The organism is Flavobacterium adiutor (assembly GCF_048282555.1).
Classification (GTDB): Bacteria; Bacteroidota; Bacteroidia; order Flavobacteriales; family Flavobacteriaceae; genus Flavobacterium.
In genome coordinates, this window is record NZ_CP182487.1 from 3,476,395 (window position 1) to 3,490,237 (window position 13,843).

Genomic DNA, 13,843 nt, shown 5'->3' on the forward strand with positions numbered 1-13,843 from the left:
GACTTAATTGGGGTTATCGAAGCATTTGATATAACAAAGTTAGCTTTAAAAGCTGATTTAAAGATGTAAATTCTAGAATTTGATAAAATATTTTGAAAATTAAATTTATAAAAGTTTACAAACCCTTATTTTTGCGCTATGGGAAGAAAAAATACAGATAAAGTCGTCTTTCATCAAATACAAGTTCTTGATGCTGGCGCAAAAGGCGTATCAGTTGCAAAAGCTCCAGACGGAAAAGTAATCTTCATACCGAATGTAGTTCCGGGCGATGTAGTTGATGTGCAGACATTTAAAAAAAGAAAAGCTTATTACGAAGGAAAAGCCGTTAAATTTCATGAATTATCAGAACACCGTGTAGATCCGGTTTGCGAACATTTTGGTGTTTGTGGTGGATGTAAGTGGCAAAATATGAGCTATAGCCAGCAGTTGTATTTTAAACAAAACGAAGTAAAAAATCATCTGCAAAGAATAGGAAAAATTGCCTTACCTGAATTTGAAGATATTTTAGGTTCTGAGAAACAGTTTTTTTACAGAAACAAAATGGAGTTTTCTTTTTCAAATAGCCGCTGGCTAACCGAAAAAGAGATAGAAAGTACTGAAGATTTAGGAAATAGAAATGCTTTAGGTTTTCATATCCCTAAAATGTGGGACAAAATTCTGAATATCACCAAATGTCATCTACAGGAAGATCCTTCAAATGCAATACGGAACGAAATCAGGGCATTTGCAAACGAAAACAATTTAACATTCTTTAATCCAAGAGAACATTCAGGTTTATTGAGGACTCTCATGATTCGAACTGCTTCGACAGGCGAAATTATGGTTTTAATTCAGTTTTTCGAAAATGATCAAACCTCACGTGAATTACTTCTGAATCATCTATACGAAAAATTTCCACAAATTACTTCTTTGCAATACGTGGTCAATTCAAAACAAAATGATACTATTTACGATCAGGATATAAAGCTTTATAAAGGAAGAGATTATATTCTGGAAGAAATGGAAGGATTAAAGTTCAGTATAAATGCTAAATCATTTTACCAGACCAATTCAGATCAGGCATACGAACTATACAAAATAACAAGGGATTTTGCAGGACTTTCAGGCAACGAAACTGTTTATGATTTATACACAGGAACGGGAACTATTGCACAATTTGTATCCAAAAAAGCAAAAAAAGTAATTGGCGTAGAAAGTGTACCGGAAGCGATTTTAGATGCAAAAGCAAATGCTGAACGCAATAATATTACAAATTGTGAGTTTTTTGTTGGAGACATGAAAGTTGTTTTTAATGAAACTTTTATTGCGCAGCATGGAAAACCAGATGTTATCATTACAGATCCTCCAAGAGATGGGATGCATAAGGACGTTATTGAGCAAATTTTAAGAATTTCGCCAAAAAAAATAGTTTATGTAAGCTGTAATTCTGCCACCCAGGCAAGGGATCTGGCTTTAATGGATGAAAAATACAAAGTAACACGCGTTCGTCCGGTAGACATGTTTCCGCAGACACATCATGTTGAAAATGTAGTACTTTTAGAACTTCGATAACAAAATTATAAATGAAAAAAATATTGTATTTTCTATTGGTCTTAACATTTGGATTATCCAGTTGTGAAAAAGATGATATTTGTGATGCAAATACACCCACAACACCAAGAATGTTGATCTCTTTTTTCTATGCCGACCGGCCAGCAGTCGAAAAAAATGTCACTCGCCTGAAAGTACAGGGAAATAATGTAGCAAACGGGATTGTTTTTAACGAAACCGCTACAACTGACGATTTAAAATATACGACTAGCGCAAATCAGGTTTTAATTCCATTAGATCCTACAAAAGATGCTGTCACTTACAGTTTTATATCTAATTTTAGCACTGCAAATCCTGGTTTAAGCAATACAGATATGCTGACATTTAACTATTCAAGGAAAAATGTGTATGTCTCCAGAGCCTGCGGTTTTAAAACGATCTACACTTTAACTTCAATCGAACGAGCAGGAGATGAAGATGCAATTAACTATTGGATAAGTAACATTAGTTTATTTAATCCTAATGTCGAATTAGAAAACGAAACACATGTCAAAATATTTTTTTAGTATTTGTTTATTCTTTATAGTATTTCTTGGTCAGGCTCAGGAAATAGTTACTGATACGATTAAAAAAGAAATAAGCGCAACAAAACCTAAACCTAAAACAGTTCCAGCTGCTGCAAAAAACGCAACAGATAGTGTTCCTGTAAAAAAAGACAGGTACGGCTTACGTGTTGGTGTTGACTTGTATAAACTTACCAGAGGTTTTTACGACAAAGACTATAAAGGAGTAGAGTTTGTGGGGGATTTTCGCCTTACTAAAAAATATTATATAGCCGCTGAACTGGGAATAGAAGACAAAACTACTGATGACGACCGATTAAATTCAACAGCAACAGGAACTTACATAAAAGGAGGTTTTGACTACAATTTGTATAATAACTGGCTGGATATGGAAAATCTGATAACAATAGGTTTACGAGGAGGTTTTAGTACATTTAGTCAGGAACTAAACAGCTATAAAATTTATAATCCTGATCAATATTGGGGAGAAACACCAGTGATTACTGATGGTAAAAAATACACTGGCTTAACAGCTGCCTGGGCCGAAGTTGCTCTTGGAATGAAAGCTAAGGTTTTTAATAACGTTTTTGTGGGATTCGGAGTACAGTTGAAATTGCTCTTAGCTAATAAAGAACCTGAGGATTTTGAAAACCTTTATATTCCTGGATTTAACAGAACTTATGATGGAAGTTTCGGAGTTGGATTCAATTATACCGTTTCCTATTTTATTCCTCTTTATAAAAAGCAAGTAATAATTCCGGGAGCAGAAAAAAAAGCCCCTAAGAAAAAATAATTACTTTTTTAAAAAATCAAATCAAAGCCACAAATTAACTAATTAATTTATGGCTTTTTTTATTTGATTTAAGATAGTTGAAATTCTACTGCCGCGTTTGAATGAATCATTGCAGTATCAAAAACCGGAACAGAAACATCTTCGGGCTTAATTACCAGTGGAATTTCTGTACAACCTAAAATAATCCCTTCTGCGCCATCCTTTATTAATTGATTCGCTATTTCTAAATAGCGTCTTTTTGTTTCTGCACTGACAAGACCTCTTCCTAATTCATCAAAAATTGTATTATGAATAAAGTCTTTGTCTTCCTGACTTTTCGGAATGATGGCTTCTATTTCGTTTGCTGCCAGTTTATCTTTAAAGAAATCAAGCACCATTGTAAACTTCGTTCCCAATAAGCCAACTTTTTTTATTTCTTTTTTCTTAATTTCTACAGCAGTTACAGTTGCAATATGAATAATAGGCAAATCAATAGCATCCTCTAACCGGTCAGCAATAAAATGCATCGTATTAGCACATAAAACAATAGCTTCTGCTCCTCCTGCTTTTAAAAATTCGCATCCTTTTAAAAGTAATTTAAAAGTCGCATCCCAGTCATTGGCTTCGTTATTTTTTTTTATCTCTGCATAATTGAAAGAATAAATCATGCATTCGGAAAAGTTAAGTCCGCCCATTTTTTGATTTATTCCTTCATTTATAAGTTTATAATAATCTGCTGTCGAAACCCAACTAATGCCACCTATAAGACCAATTACTTTCATAAATAATTTCTAACTATCCAATTTCCTTAATTCCTTTTATGAAAATCCATTTCATAAAAAGTTTTTCGCCGTCTTTGGTTTTTAGCGCCTTAAATTGCGGAGCGATCAAAGTTGCCACAATAAAAGCAGTCATAGGAATCCAGATTCCGGTTAGTCCTGAGTATTCTGCGATTATAAATCTTCCCAGAATAAATAAAATTGCGAAACATCCTAATTGATATAAAAAAGCTCTAATTTGTAGTTTTGTCATTTTTTTGAAATTTTATCTATTTTTTACTACTCAGAAACCTGAAACTTTGTTCTCTTACTTCCTTCGTACATTTCGTATTTGACCAGACGGGCTTCGAGACTTCCGTTAAAGAGCTTGATTTTTCTGGAAGGCTTTAGTCCAACAAATTTCAAGGCTTCAAGATTTGCTGTAATAAACCAGGCATTTGTACCCGGATAATTTTTCTTTAAAGTATCGCCGATATTAGCATAAAATCTTTCCATCTGAATATCCAGACGCTCATCATAAGGCGGATTGAATACAATATGCAGTTTTCCTTCCACTGCTTTTTCAGTATCAAAAAAGTTGTCTTCAGAAATCGTTACATAATCTTCAAGATTTGCATTTCTGATGTTGTCTTTGGCCTTGTTCACTGCACTTGGTGCTTTATCAAAACCTTTAATTGTATAATGAAATTCTGTTGTTTTTTTCATCAGGCTGTCAACGATTCTATCAAACAAATCATTGTCCCAGTCTTTCCATTTTTCAAAGGCAAATTCTTTTCTATTGATGTTTGCCGGAATATTGCAGGCAATCATAGCTGCTTCAGCCAAAAAGGTTCCAGAACCGCACATTGGATCTAAAAAATGACTTTGCCCATTCCAGCCTGACAACAAAAGAATCCCTGCAGCCAGAACTTCATTGATAGGCGCTATATTCGTAGCCGTTCTGTAGCCACGCTGATGCAGTGAATTTCCTGAAGTATCCAAAGCTACCGAAACCTGATCTTTATCGATATGGACATTAATTCGTAAATCTGGATGCTGTTTATCAATACTTGGACGCTGTCCTGTTCTTTCTCTAAACTGATCTACAATGGCATCTTTACATTTTTGGGAAACAAACTCAGAATGATTAAAATAAGTAGAATGAACTGTAGCATCAATTACAAAAGTCTGATTGGCATTCAGCAATTTCGACCAGTTTATCCCCGAAATTCCTTTGTACAATGCCTTTTCGTTATTGGCTCTGAATGAATAAATCGGTTTTAAAACCTTAAGCGCTGTTCTAAGTGACAAATTGGCTTTGTACATAAACCCCTTATCTCCCTTAAAGCTCACCATCCTTACCCCTTTTTCAACTTCCTGGGCACCAAGATCACGCAATTCCTTTTCTAATATTTCTTCAAAACCAAAAAAACATTTGGCTATCATTCTAAAATTTTCTTCCATCTTTATTTTTGTTTAAAAAAAACTCCGATCGCATACACATATCTGATTATTCAGGTATAGTCACGAAATAGTTATTTTTCGGCAAAAATACACTAAATTTGCCGGACTTTGAATTAATTGAAATAGAATAAATGTCTGAAGCACCTAACCCATCAACACCTAATCAGGACCGTAACACCGAAAACTGGTTTACATCATGGTTTGATACACCGTATTATCATATTCTTTATAAGGATCGTAATTACAGAGAAGCTCAGATTTTCATGGATAATCTTACTCATTATCTGAACCTGCCTGAAAAAGCAAAAGTGCTGGATCTTGCCTGTGGAAAAGGCCGTCATTCAATTTATTTAAATCAGTTAGGCTTTAACGTTTTAGGAGCTGATCTGTCTGAAAACAGTATTGCCGAAGCCAGCAAAAACAGTAATGAAACGCTGCATTTTAAAGTACACGACATGCGGGAACCTTTTGAAGAAAAATTCGATGCTATTTTCAATTTGTTTACCAGTTTTGGTTATTTCGAAAATGACGCTGATAATCTAACCACCCTAAAAGCAATCAAAGAAAGTTTATCTGAATATGGTTTTGCCGTAATTGATTTCATGAATGTAAATCAGGTTATTGAAACTTTAGTTCCGGAAGAAGTAAAAACCGTTGACGGAATTGATTTCAACATCAAAAGATATGTTGAAGACGGACATATTTTTAAAGAAATTGATTTTGAAGATCAGGGCAAAAAATACCATTTTACAGAAAAAGTAAAAGCACTTAACTTGCAGCATTTTCAGGATCTCATGGATGAAGCCGGTATTTATCTTTTAGATATTTTTGGCGATTACAAACTCAAAAAATTCCATAAAACCGAAAGCGAACGATTAATCATGATTTTTAAATAATTTGGTAAATCAGCAAATGAACTATTTATTACCCTTATTTTCTGTACTTTTAGGTTATGCGGTGGCTTTGTTTATAAAACCAAAAAACAAGACCAATCTTAAATTATTGCTTGCTTTTAGCGGTTCATTTTTATTGTCGCTAACCGTGATGCATCTTTTACCTGAAGTTTACGAAGCACATAATCATAATATTGGTTTATTCATTATGTTCGGAATTTTATTCCAGATTATTCTCGAATTTTTCTCAAAAGGAGCCGAACACGGGCACGTTCACGGACATGCAAAAATGTCTCAGATTCCCTGGCTGCTTTTCATCAGTCTTTGTATTCATGCTTTTTTAGAAGGATTTCCGGTAAGCCATCATCATGGTCTGTCTATCGGAATTGCGATTCACCATTTGCCTATTGCTGTTATTTTAACAACGTTTTTAATCAATGCTGACCTGAAAAAAAAAGCTATTTTCGCTTTCATGCTAACCTTTGCTGTAATGACTCCGCTAGGAACTGTTGCTTCTGAATTCTTACCCATTCTAAAAGAATATTACACCGAAATCACAGCCATCGTAATCGGAATATTATTTCACATTTCATCAACTATTATTTTCGAAAGCAGCGAAGGACACAAATTTAATGTGGCCAAAGTTTCGATGATTGTCTTAGGAATCCTATTGGCATTCTTTTTATAATCTGGACGTGCCCAAATTTACAAAAGGCGCTATTTCGCAAACCGCTTATTTGCGCCTTTCGCAAATCTGGTCGGGCTCATCCGCACTACTTCGGTAGTCTGCTCCTATCCCTCACGCAACCTGTTAAATTCTAAAAAAGAAATTCCAAATTCAGTTTTTCAATTTACATTTCGAATTATCTAATTCTTCAATTAATTCCCAGTTCTTTTCTTCTCTTCTTCATTTCCAAAATTACGTTCCTTCACATTAATCTTCTTATTTCCAAAATTGTAAACCAAAGATAAACGAACAAATCGGTTGCTTTCATTTTGACTGTAAACCTGTTTAACGCCATTTACAACAGAAGTGAAATCTTTTAAATAAGAAGTATTAAAAATATCATTCGCCAGGAATGCAATCTGTAAAGTTTTATTCAATAAATCCTGTTTGAAACCAATATCAAAACTCGAAACATACCCCACTTCATACAAACCATTTCTAAATGGAGTACTGTAATTAAAATCAATCTGAAGTTTAGTTGTTTTTCCTAAAATAAATGTATTGTTTGTAGTAAAGTCAATTTGCAGGCTGTTTGACGGTTTGGCATTAAAACGCTTTGTAAACTCTGTTTTTGAACCTAAAAAGTATAAAGTATTTTCACTCTCCCACCAATCTGCAAAACTAGCTGAATAACTTTCTCCCAGACCATAATTTACACCTTTAAAATAGTTCTCTCGAGTTACAATCTGTGTATTTGTTTCCGGAACCGAAGTAAAAATAACACCATAACCGTTTGTAATGACATTCATAAAAAGGCTCGTTCTCAAAAGCCCTTTATAAGAATGTGACCATTCAAAATTATCACTAAACGAAGGCTTCAAAAAAGGATTTCCTTCAGAATAGCTATTACTATTAATGTAAACTTTAAACGGATTCAGTAAATCAAAACGAGGTCTGTTGATTCTTTTTCCATAATTTAAGCTAAAAGTATTGTTTTCGTCTTTCTTATACGAAGCATAAAATGTTGGAAACAGCTTCGAATAATTATTTACGGTTTCCTGATTCAGCGTTTCCGAAAATCCTGTTGTTTGTGTGTTTTCAAGCCTTAAACCCAATTGAAGGTTCCATTTTTCATTTAGTTTTTTATTTCCGTTAATATAAATCGACTGATTATTCTCCCTGTATTTAAAACGGTTCGACTGATTTGGATCTAATTCCGGCGTTCCTGAAATAGTATTGTAAAAAAGTACGTCACTTAAGCTGTTTGTAAAACTCATTTTTGCACCATAAGACAAATTTACAGCCTGAAACGGATGTTCCATATCGGCCTTAAAACTCCAGTTGTCAATATCCTGATTCGAAATATTTCTTCCCGCCTGATTTACATCAACAAATTCCATCTCCGGAGTATAATTGTTTGCGATAAAATCTCTGTCAAATTTTGAGTTGTAATTGAAATAATCCACATCAAAAGACAATTTTCGGTTCAAAGAATCTAATTTGGTGACTAAATGTGCATTGTATATTTGATTTTTTGACCCTTTATCTGTAAAGCTTTTATTCAGTGTCACATTCTGTAATTCACTTTGGTTATTAAACTTTTCAATTCTGATATCTGAACCAAAATCAGGATTGTTTCTGTCATTCATAAATTGAAAACCAATTGTTGTGTGTTCAGAAAAATCATAATCCAAAGCCAGTTTTCCAGAGAAGTTTTCGTTTTTTACTTTTGTCGTACTGCTCATTTTAGAAAGTCCGTCAGGAAAATACATTTCCAAATTTTCATCAGCATTTTTATAACCGGTTTTTCCATTCAGACTTGCCGAAAATCGAAACTTGTTTTTATTGTAAAAGAAATTATCCCTCAAAGTATAAATTTCATATTTATTTTGGTCGTATGAAGCCGTCATTGTGTTTTTCCAGGAATCACGGACTCCTTTTTTCATAACAATATTAATCAGTCCGCCAAAACCATCTGCTTCATATTTTGCTGGCGGATTACTGATAATCTCAATGTTTTTAATATCCGCTGCCGAAATTGATTTTAAAAAATTATTCAGTTCTTCACCGGTTAATTCAATAATTCTTCCATCTATCATGACACGTGAAGTTCCTCTTCCTAATAGGGTAATCGCATCGTTTTTTACGACAACTCCCGGTGCGGTATTAATGGCGTTTAATGCATCACTTCCGGCGGTTGTGACATTCTTTTCAAAATTATAAACAAGACGATCTGTCTTCTGTTCAATTGTATTTTTTCGGGACTGAATAACAATTTCTCCTAAATCTGTAGCGGTTTGTTTTAGAATAATGGTATTCAGTTCAGTATCTTTTTCTAATGAAATTTCTTTTTCATAATCAGTAAATCCTAAAAGACTGATTGCTATTTTATACAAACCGCTTTTAAGAATGATTTCAAAAGAACCATCCGATTTACTTGTGGTTCCGTTAATGATTTTCCCTTCTGAATTTGTGACAGATACGTTTGCCCATTCTAAAGGAGCTTTTTCGCTTATTATTTTTCCCTTTAATTTTAATGCGGATTGAGCCAGACAAAATAAAGGCAATACTAAAAAGATAAGGAGATGTAATTTTTTCATGGTTTCTAATTTTAACTTGTTCGATGAATTTGAAGCAAAGGTGCCTTAGAAAATCTCCCTACGCGACCGACAAAAAAAAGTCGAACCATTTTCTAAATATGAAATTGGTTCGACTTTATTTATTAGGAAGTACGACTTTTTACAAAACGTTTATTTTCAACCGTTTCTGTAAGCTGTTGGCGTTAAATTGGTGTATTTTTTGAAAGAGGTATTAAACGAAGATTTTGAATTAAAACCTACTTCGTACAATATTTCGAGAACCGTAAGCTGACTTTTTGATTGGTCTTTTAAAATATGCATGGCCTTTTGAATGCGATATTCATTCACAAAATCAAAAAAATGCTGATCCATATGATGATTAATCAAAACAGATAAATCCCGAACCGGAATATTAATCTGATTGGCGAGTTCCTGAATCGTAAGCGACGGGTCAAGAAAAGGTTCTTTCTCTGTCATATATTGTCTTAAATTTGAAATCTGACCACTAATTATATCGTTTTGTGAAATTACAGATTCTGATTTTTCTTCAACTTCAGGAATAATATGTTTGATTAGCTTTAATTTAGAATTAATGCCTCTAAAAAGTTCCGGATGTTTTAAGGCTTTCATTATAAACCAGCAGGTTATAAATAATGCTATCGTTCCGACAAGCACGTTTGCCCAAAGAAAGACTTCTCTAAAACCGCTGTAGCGTATTATATTTTTTGACAGTACAACAGAATGTGCAGCAAGAAAAACGCAGGTCATCTGAAAAAGCCATTTATATGTCGAACTCCCCGGATTTGTATAATTTTCTAAATAGATTTCTTTGTATTTCTTCAAAATCAAAAAGACACTCACAATATAATACGCATACTGAAATTCAATCAAAATCTGGATAAAGTAAATCTCAGACATTTGATTTAGTATACCAGTAAAAGTTCCTTCCTGAATACTGATGTATATTCTGGGAATAAAAAGTAAATTGGTAATAATAAAAGGGAGCAGATGAGCTAAATGTTTCCACTGTAATTTAAAATCCGAATAACAGGCAGAAAGCACATAAAGATAAAACGACGGCATTCCTAACAAACAGAAAGTTGATCTGAAAATCTCTAAATTCCTGTGATTTTCATTGTATAGGTACGTAAAAAATCCGCTGAGATCGATGGCAGAGAAAATAAAAAAGAAAGCAAATAAACGGTTCGCTAATTTGTTTTCAGTTTTAACAGTCAGCAGAAAAAACGCCATTAATAAAGAAACAAAAACTGAAATTTTGGCAATGCCTTCTAGTAAAACTAATTGATCCATTTATCTTCTATTATGTAACAAATATAACATTTTAGTTCTTTAATCAAGGTTTATGAAGTGGTTTGACCTAAAACAAAATCATTCAAAAAAAAGATTAAATTCTTAATGACTTTGCCTTCTAATTTTTCCCGATTTGGGATAAAAAAGTTTAATTTTGGAGGATCACAATTTCGACAAAAAATGACCTTCACAAAAACAACCGAACAATCTTCAAAATACGAACATTTAGAGAAAATGTCAGTTCAGGAACTGCTGACTAATATTAATAACGAAGACAAAACAGTACCTCATGCTGTCGAAAAAGCGTTACCTCAAATTGAAGCTTTGGTAACAAAGACTGTTGCTAATTTAAAATTGGGCGGGCGTATTTTTTACATCGGGGCCGGAACATCCGGACGTTTGGGAGTTGTAGATGCCTCTGAGTGTCCTCCTACTTTTGGTGTCCCGTCTGATTTAGTAAACGGAATCATCGCGGGCGGCGACACAGCTATTCGTCGTGCCGTAGAAAATGCCGAAGACAATGCAGCACAAGCCTGGATTGACCTGCAGGCACATAAGATCAATCAAAACGATATCGTGATTGGAATTGCCGCTTCGGGAACAACCCCGTATGTTATTGGCGGGTTGGAAACCTGTAACGAAAATAATATTGCAACCGGCTGTATTACCTGTAATGAAAGAAGTCCATTAGCACTAACAGCAAAATTCCCTGTAGTAGTCGTTGTAGGACCTGAATTTGTAACCGGAAGTTCAAGAATGAAAGCCGGAACTGCGCAGAAACTGGTTTTAAATATGATTTCAACCGCATCGATGATTCAGCTTGGAAAAGTAAAAGGCAACAAAATGGTCGATATGCAATTGAGCAACAGCAAACTGGTTGACCGTGGTGTCAAAATGATTATGGGAGAAATTCCGGTTTCGTATGAAGAAGCTTCTGAATTATTAAAAAAATATGGCAGTGTTAGAAATGCTGTTGACAGTTATTTGAAGTAAGAAGTTTTGTGAAATGTGAAATGGCTTTTTTTTATATCATAAGTTTGTCATTTCGAGGAACGAGAAATCACATTAGTAGCTCCACAAAGAGAATCCAATCTTTGTGTAATCCCCGCGTGTGATTTCTCGTTCCTCGAAATGACAAGATTGCAACAAAACTTAACTAAAAAAACTGAAACTCGAAAGTTTTTCAAACCTGACCCGAGGCCGAAAGACGAACAGACGAAGTAAACAAAAATTAAAATGGCAACAAATAAACAATTATTAGGAAAAGGAATTAAATATTTAACCGGTGCACTGCCGTTGATGTTTATTGGTCCATCTTTGATTTATAACGCATTTATGAATCAGCATACCAACTGGCATTATATGGTTTTGGGAATTGGAATCGTGGCTTGTTTAAGCTCCATGTTTTTGATTTTTTACGGATTAAAAACGATTATGAAAGGTTTGTTTAATGACTAATATTTAGCTGCCAGGACGAATCTAACAAACTCTTAATTTCTTATTCAATCACATGGAAAGCCTAATTCACATTCAGAAAACATTTGAAAAAGTCATTTATATTGACAAAAAAATAAACAACCGAGAGTTTGAGGATTGTGTTTTTAAAAACTGTGATTTTTCCAATAGTAATTTCGCTTACAATACCTTTTTAGACTGCGAGTTTATCGACTGTAATTTGTCGATGACGAACCTTGCCGGAACGAGTTTAAAGAATGTGACTTTTAGAAACTGCAAACTTTTAGGAATTGCCTTTAACGAATGTGACGACTTCTTATTTCAGGTTTATTTTGAAGAAAGCACTCTGGATTACGCTATTTTTTCGAATAAAAAAATGCCGAAAACAAAGTTTATCAATTGTTCTGTAAGAGAAGTTACTTTTATAGGAACCAATTTAACCAGTTCGGTTTTTGATAATTGTGATCTGGATGGTGCCATTTTTAATGAAACCCAACTCGCTGCAGTTGATTTTAGAACAGCTTACAATTATAAAATCGATCCCGAATTTAACCCGATGAAAAAAGCACAGTTTTCTACTCAGGGAATCGTGGGACTTTTAGATAAATACGACATTAAAATTGTATAATGATGGAAACGAACGAATCTTATCTTGAAAGCGTTAAAAAGCAGTTTTTGTATTATAAAATGCTTGGTGAAAAAGCTATCGATCAGCTCGAACCTCAACAGCTTTTTATTGCTTTAAACGAAGACACCAATAGCATCGCCACTATAATAAAACATATTTCAGGAAATATGCTGTCACGATGGACAGACTTTTTAACTTCTGACGGTGAAAAAGAATGGCGCAATCGCGATGCCGAGTTCGAAAATGATTTACAGTCAAAAGAAGAAGTTCTGGAAATCTGGAGTAAAGGGTGGAATATCTTTTTTGATACTTTAAACAATTTGAAACCCGAACAGCTTTCTGATATCATTTATATTCGAAATGAAGGACATACGGTTATTGAAGCTATTAATCGGCAATTGGCACATTATCCGTATCATATCGGGCAGATTGTTTTTTATGCGAAACAGTTGAAAAACAGCTCATGGAACAGCTTATCGATTCCTAAAAACAAATCCGGGAATTACAATGCCGAAAAGTTTGCCAAAGAAAAAGAAATAAAGAACTTTACCGATGATGAATTAAACAGACTGAAATAATTCTTCTCTCTTTTAATTTTCTGATGAAAACGACTGCCCTAGCCCTGATGGAAGCGGCATCCTTTTGTGGTCTCGTTTTTTTTACGAGACCACAAAAGATATAGCGGACAGCAGGATTAGCTTCTTATAAAACAACTTATTAAAATGAAAAAAATTATATTCTTATTTCCAATATTTGCTTTAGTATCTTGCTATAACGCAGAGCACAACTGCAAAGATTTCAAAAATGGTAAATTCAAATTTGAATTTGAAGTAAACGGCGTAAAAAAAACAACGATTTTTGAACGCAAAGACAGTATAGAAATTGAAACTTTTGAAGGAAAAACAGATACCTCAACCATACGCTGGGTAAGTGACTGCGAATATATTCTGCAGAAAAAACATCCGAAAAACATGGCGGAAGAAAAAGCTATTGGCATGAAAATATTAACGACTTCGAAAGATTCTTATACTTTTGAATTTGGTATCGTGGGTTCAGAAGAAAAACAGCACGGAAAAGTTTTTAAAATTGAATAAAATAGTAATTTGAATGTAAATTAAGATTTACATAGAAGTATTTTTAAACCCTGGTATTAGAACCTTCATTCCTAATACTGATTGGTTTTATGGTTATTAAAGAAAAAGTATGCCTTAATTTCATGCAGC

At 33.9% G+C, this 13,843-nt stretch carries 15 protein-coding genes; 10 read left to right on the forward strand and 5 right to left on the reverse strand.

The annotated features are described in order from the left end of the window. Positions 1-138: 138 nt before the first annotated feature. The 3 genes from rlmD to ACNC7R_RS14775 are packed head-to-tail and all read left to right on the forward strand — an operon-like array spanning position 139 to position 2,886. A complete protein-coding gene (rlmD, locus tag ACNC7R_RS14765; protein WP_417941836.1) occupies positions 139-1,551 on the forward strand; it encodes a 23S rRNA (uracil(1939)-C(5))-methyltransferase RlmD in 1,413 nt (470 codons plus the stop codon). 11 nt (positions 1,552-1,562) lie between these two features. Beyond that, complete coding sequence (locus ACNC7R_RS14770) at positions 1,563-2,096, forward strand: DUF6452 family protein (protein ID WP_417941837.1); 534 nt, start codon at positions 1,563-1,565, stop codon at positions 2,094-2,096. Further along, positions 2,077-2,886: a DUF6048 family protein gene (locus ACNC7R_RS14775; RefSeq protein WP_417941838.1), complete on the forward strand. Its 810-nt coding sequence runs from the start codon at positions 2,077-2,079 to the stop codon at positions 2,884-2,886. Before ACNC7R_RS14770 ends, ACNC7R_RS14775 begins: the two co-directional genes overlap by 20 nt. Before the next feature lie 68 nt (positions 2,887-2,954). Here ACNC7R_RS14775 and ACNC7R_RS14780 read toward each other — a convergent pair whose 3' ends face one another. Genes ACNC7R_RS14780 through ACNC7R_RS14790 form a run of 3 tightly spaced genes read right to left on the reverse strand, consistent with a single transcriptional unit; the run spans position 2,955 to position 5,087 of the window. After that, positions 2,955-3,647 carry an aspartate/glutamate racemase family protein gene (locus ACNC7R_RS14780; protein WP_417941839.1) on the reverse strand — a complete coding sequence of 231 codons (693 nt, stop codon included), beginning with the start codon at positions 3,645-3,647 and terminating at the stop codon, positions 2,955-2,957. Positions 3,648-3,660: 13 nt separating this feature from the next. After that, complete coding sequence (locus ACNC7R_RS14785) at positions 3,661-3,897, reverse strand: hypothetical protein (protein ID WP_243233134.1); 237 nt, start codon at positions 3,895-3,897, stop codon at positions 3,661-3,663. Between the two features lie 26 nt (positions 3,898-3,923). Further along, positions 3,924-5,087, reverse strand: coding sequence for a THUMP domain-containing class I SAM-dependent RNA methyltransferase (locus tag ACNC7R_RS14790; RefSeq protein ID WP_417941840.1), 1,164 nt, complete (start codon positions 5,085-5,087; stop codon positions 3,924-3,926). A 131-nt stretch (positions 5,088-5,218) separates the two neighbouring features. Between ACNC7R_RS14790 and ACNC7R_RS14795 the strand changes: the two genes are divergently transcribed. Both ACNC7R_RS14795 and ACNC7R_RS14800 read left to right on the forward strand, forming a co-directional pair. Continuing rightward, positions 5,219-5,983 carry a class I SAM-dependent methyltransferase gene (locus ACNC7R_RS14795; protein WP_417941841.1) on the forward strand — a complete coding sequence of 255 codons (765 nt, stop codon included), beginning with the start codon at positions 5,219-5,221 and terminating at the stop codon, positions 5,981-5,983. Between the two features lie 16 nt (positions 5,984-5,999). Then, positions 6,000-6,668: a ZIP family metal transporter gene (locus ACNC7R_RS14800; protein ID WP_417941843.1), complete on the forward strand. Its 669-nt coding sequence runs from the start codon at positions 6,000-6,002 to the stop codon at positions 6,666-6,668. A 191-nt stretch (positions 6,669-6,859) separates the two neighbouring features. Here the strand turns inward: ACNC7R_RS14800 and ACNC7R_RS14805 are convergent, their stop codons facing one another. Both ACNC7R_RS14805 and ACNC7R_RS14810 read right to left on the reverse strand, forming a co-directional pair. Beyond that, positions 6,860-9,247, reverse strand: coding sequence for a TonB-dependent receptor domain-containing protein (locus tag ACNC7R_RS14805; protein ID WP_417941844.1), 2,388 nt, complete (start codon positions 9,245-9,247; stop codon positions 6,860-6,862). Between the two features lie 156 nt (positions 9,248-9,403). Continuing rightward, positions 9,404-10,537, reverse strand: coding sequence for a helix-turn-helix domain-containing protein (locus tag ACNC7R_RS14810; RefSeq protein WP_417941846.1), 1,134 nt, complete (start codon positions 10,535-10,537; stop codon positions 9,404-9,406). Positions 10,538-10,717: 180 nt separating this feature from the next. On the opposite strand from ACNC7R_RS14810, the gene murQ reads away from it, so the two are divergent. From murQ to ACNC7R_RS14835, 5 genes are all read left to right on the forward strand, one after another. Then, entirely contained in the window at positions 10,718-11,530 is an 813-nt protein-coding gene (gene murQ, locus ACNC7R_RS14815) for an N-acetylmuramic acid 6-phosphate etherase (protein WP_417941847.1), read from the forward strand. A gap of 243 nt (positions 11,531-11,773) precedes the next feature. Next, positions 11,774-11,995 (forward strand): DUF6095 family protein, encoded by a 222-nt coding sequence (locus tag ACNC7R_RS14820; RefSeq protein WP_417941848.1) that lies wholly within the window; start codon positions 11,774-11,776, stop codon positions 11,993-11,995. Between the two features lie 52 nt (positions 11,996-12,047). Continuing rightward, positions 12,048-12,620, forward strand: a complete 573-nt coding sequence (locus ACNC7R_RS14825) for a pentapeptide repeat-containing protein (RefSeq protein WP_417941849.1) — start codon at positions 12,048-12,050, stop codon at positions 12,618-12,620. Between the two features lie 2 nt (positions 12,621-12,622). Continuing rightward, positions 12,623-13,198, forward strand: a complete 576-nt coding sequence (locus ACNC7R_RS14830) for a DUF1572 family protein (RefSeq protein ID WP_417941850.1) — start codon at positions 12,623-12,625, stop codon at positions 13,196-13,198. Between the two features lie 144 nt (positions 13,199-13,342). Then, a complete protein-coding gene (locus tag ACNC7R_RS14835; RefSeq protein ID WP_417941851.1) occupies positions 13,343-13,714 on the forward strand; it encodes a DNA topoisomerase IV in 372 nt (123 codons plus the stop codon). Positions 13,715-13,843: the final 129 nt, after the last annotated feature.

Excerpts from the sequence above, each read along its gene's own strand:
- rlmD (WP_417941836.1), top strand. The coding sequence starts at position 139 with ATGGGAAGAAAAAATACAGATAAAGTCGTCTTTCATCAAATACAAGTT.
- ACNC7R_RS14770 (WP_417941837.1), top strand. The coding sequence starts at position 1,563 with ATGAAAAAAATATTGTATTTTCTATTGGTCTTAACATTTGGATTATCC.
- ACNC7R_RS14775 (WP_417941838.1), top strand. The coding sequence starts at position 2,077 with ATGTCAAAATATTTTTTTAGTATTTGTTTATTCTTTATAGTATTTCTT.
- ACNC7R_RS14780 (WP_417941839.1), bottom strand. The coding sequence starts at position 3,647 with ATGAAAGTAATTGGTCTTATAGGTGGCATTAGTTGGGTTTCGACAGCA.
- ACNC7R_RS14785 (WP_243233134.1), bottom strand. The coding sequence starts at position 3,897 with ATGACAAAACTACAAATTAGAGCTTTTTTATATCAATTAGGATGTTTC.
- ACNC7R_RS14790 (WP_417941840.1), bottom strand. The coding sequence starts at position 5,087 with ATGGAAGAAAATTTTAGAATGATAGCCAAATGTTTTTTTGGTTTTGAA.
- ACNC7R_RS14795 (WP_417941841.1), top strand. The coding sequence starts at position 5,219 with ATGTCTGAAGCACCTAACCCATCAACACCTAATCAGGACCGTAACACC.
- ACNC7R_RS14800 (WP_417941843.1), top strand. The coding sequence starts at position 6,000 with ATGAACTATTTATTACCCTTATTTTCTGTACTTTTAGGTTATGCGGTG.
- ACNC7R_RS14805 (WP_417941844.1), bottom strand. The coding sequence starts at position 9,247 with ATGAAAAAATTACATCTCCTTATCTTTTTAGTATTGCCTTTATTTTGT.
- ACNC7R_RS14810 (WP_417941846.1), bottom strand. The coding sequence starts at position 10,537 with ATGGATCAATTAGTTTTACTAGAAGGCATTGCCAAAATTTCAGTTTTT.
- murQ (WP_417941847.1), top strand. The coding sequence starts at position 10,718 with ATGACCTTCACAAAAACAACCGAACAATCTTCAAAATACGAACATTTA.
- ACNC7R_RS14820 (WP_417941848.1), top strand. The coding sequence starts at position 11,774 with ATGGCAACAAATAAACAATTATTAGGAAAAGGAATTAAATATTTAACC.
- ACNC7R_RS14825 (WP_417941849.1), top strand. The coding sequence starts at position 12,048 with ATGGAAAGCCTAATTCACATTCAGAAAACATTTGAAAAAGTCATTTAT.
- ACNC7R_RS14830 (WP_417941850.1), top strand. The coding sequence starts at position 12,623 with ATGGAAACGAACGAATCTTATCTTGAAAGCGTTAAAAAGCAGTTTTTG.
- ACNC7R_RS14835 (WP_417941851.1), top strand. The coding sequence starts at position 13,343 with ATGAAAAAAATTATATTCTTATTTCCAATATTTGCTTTAGTATCTTGC.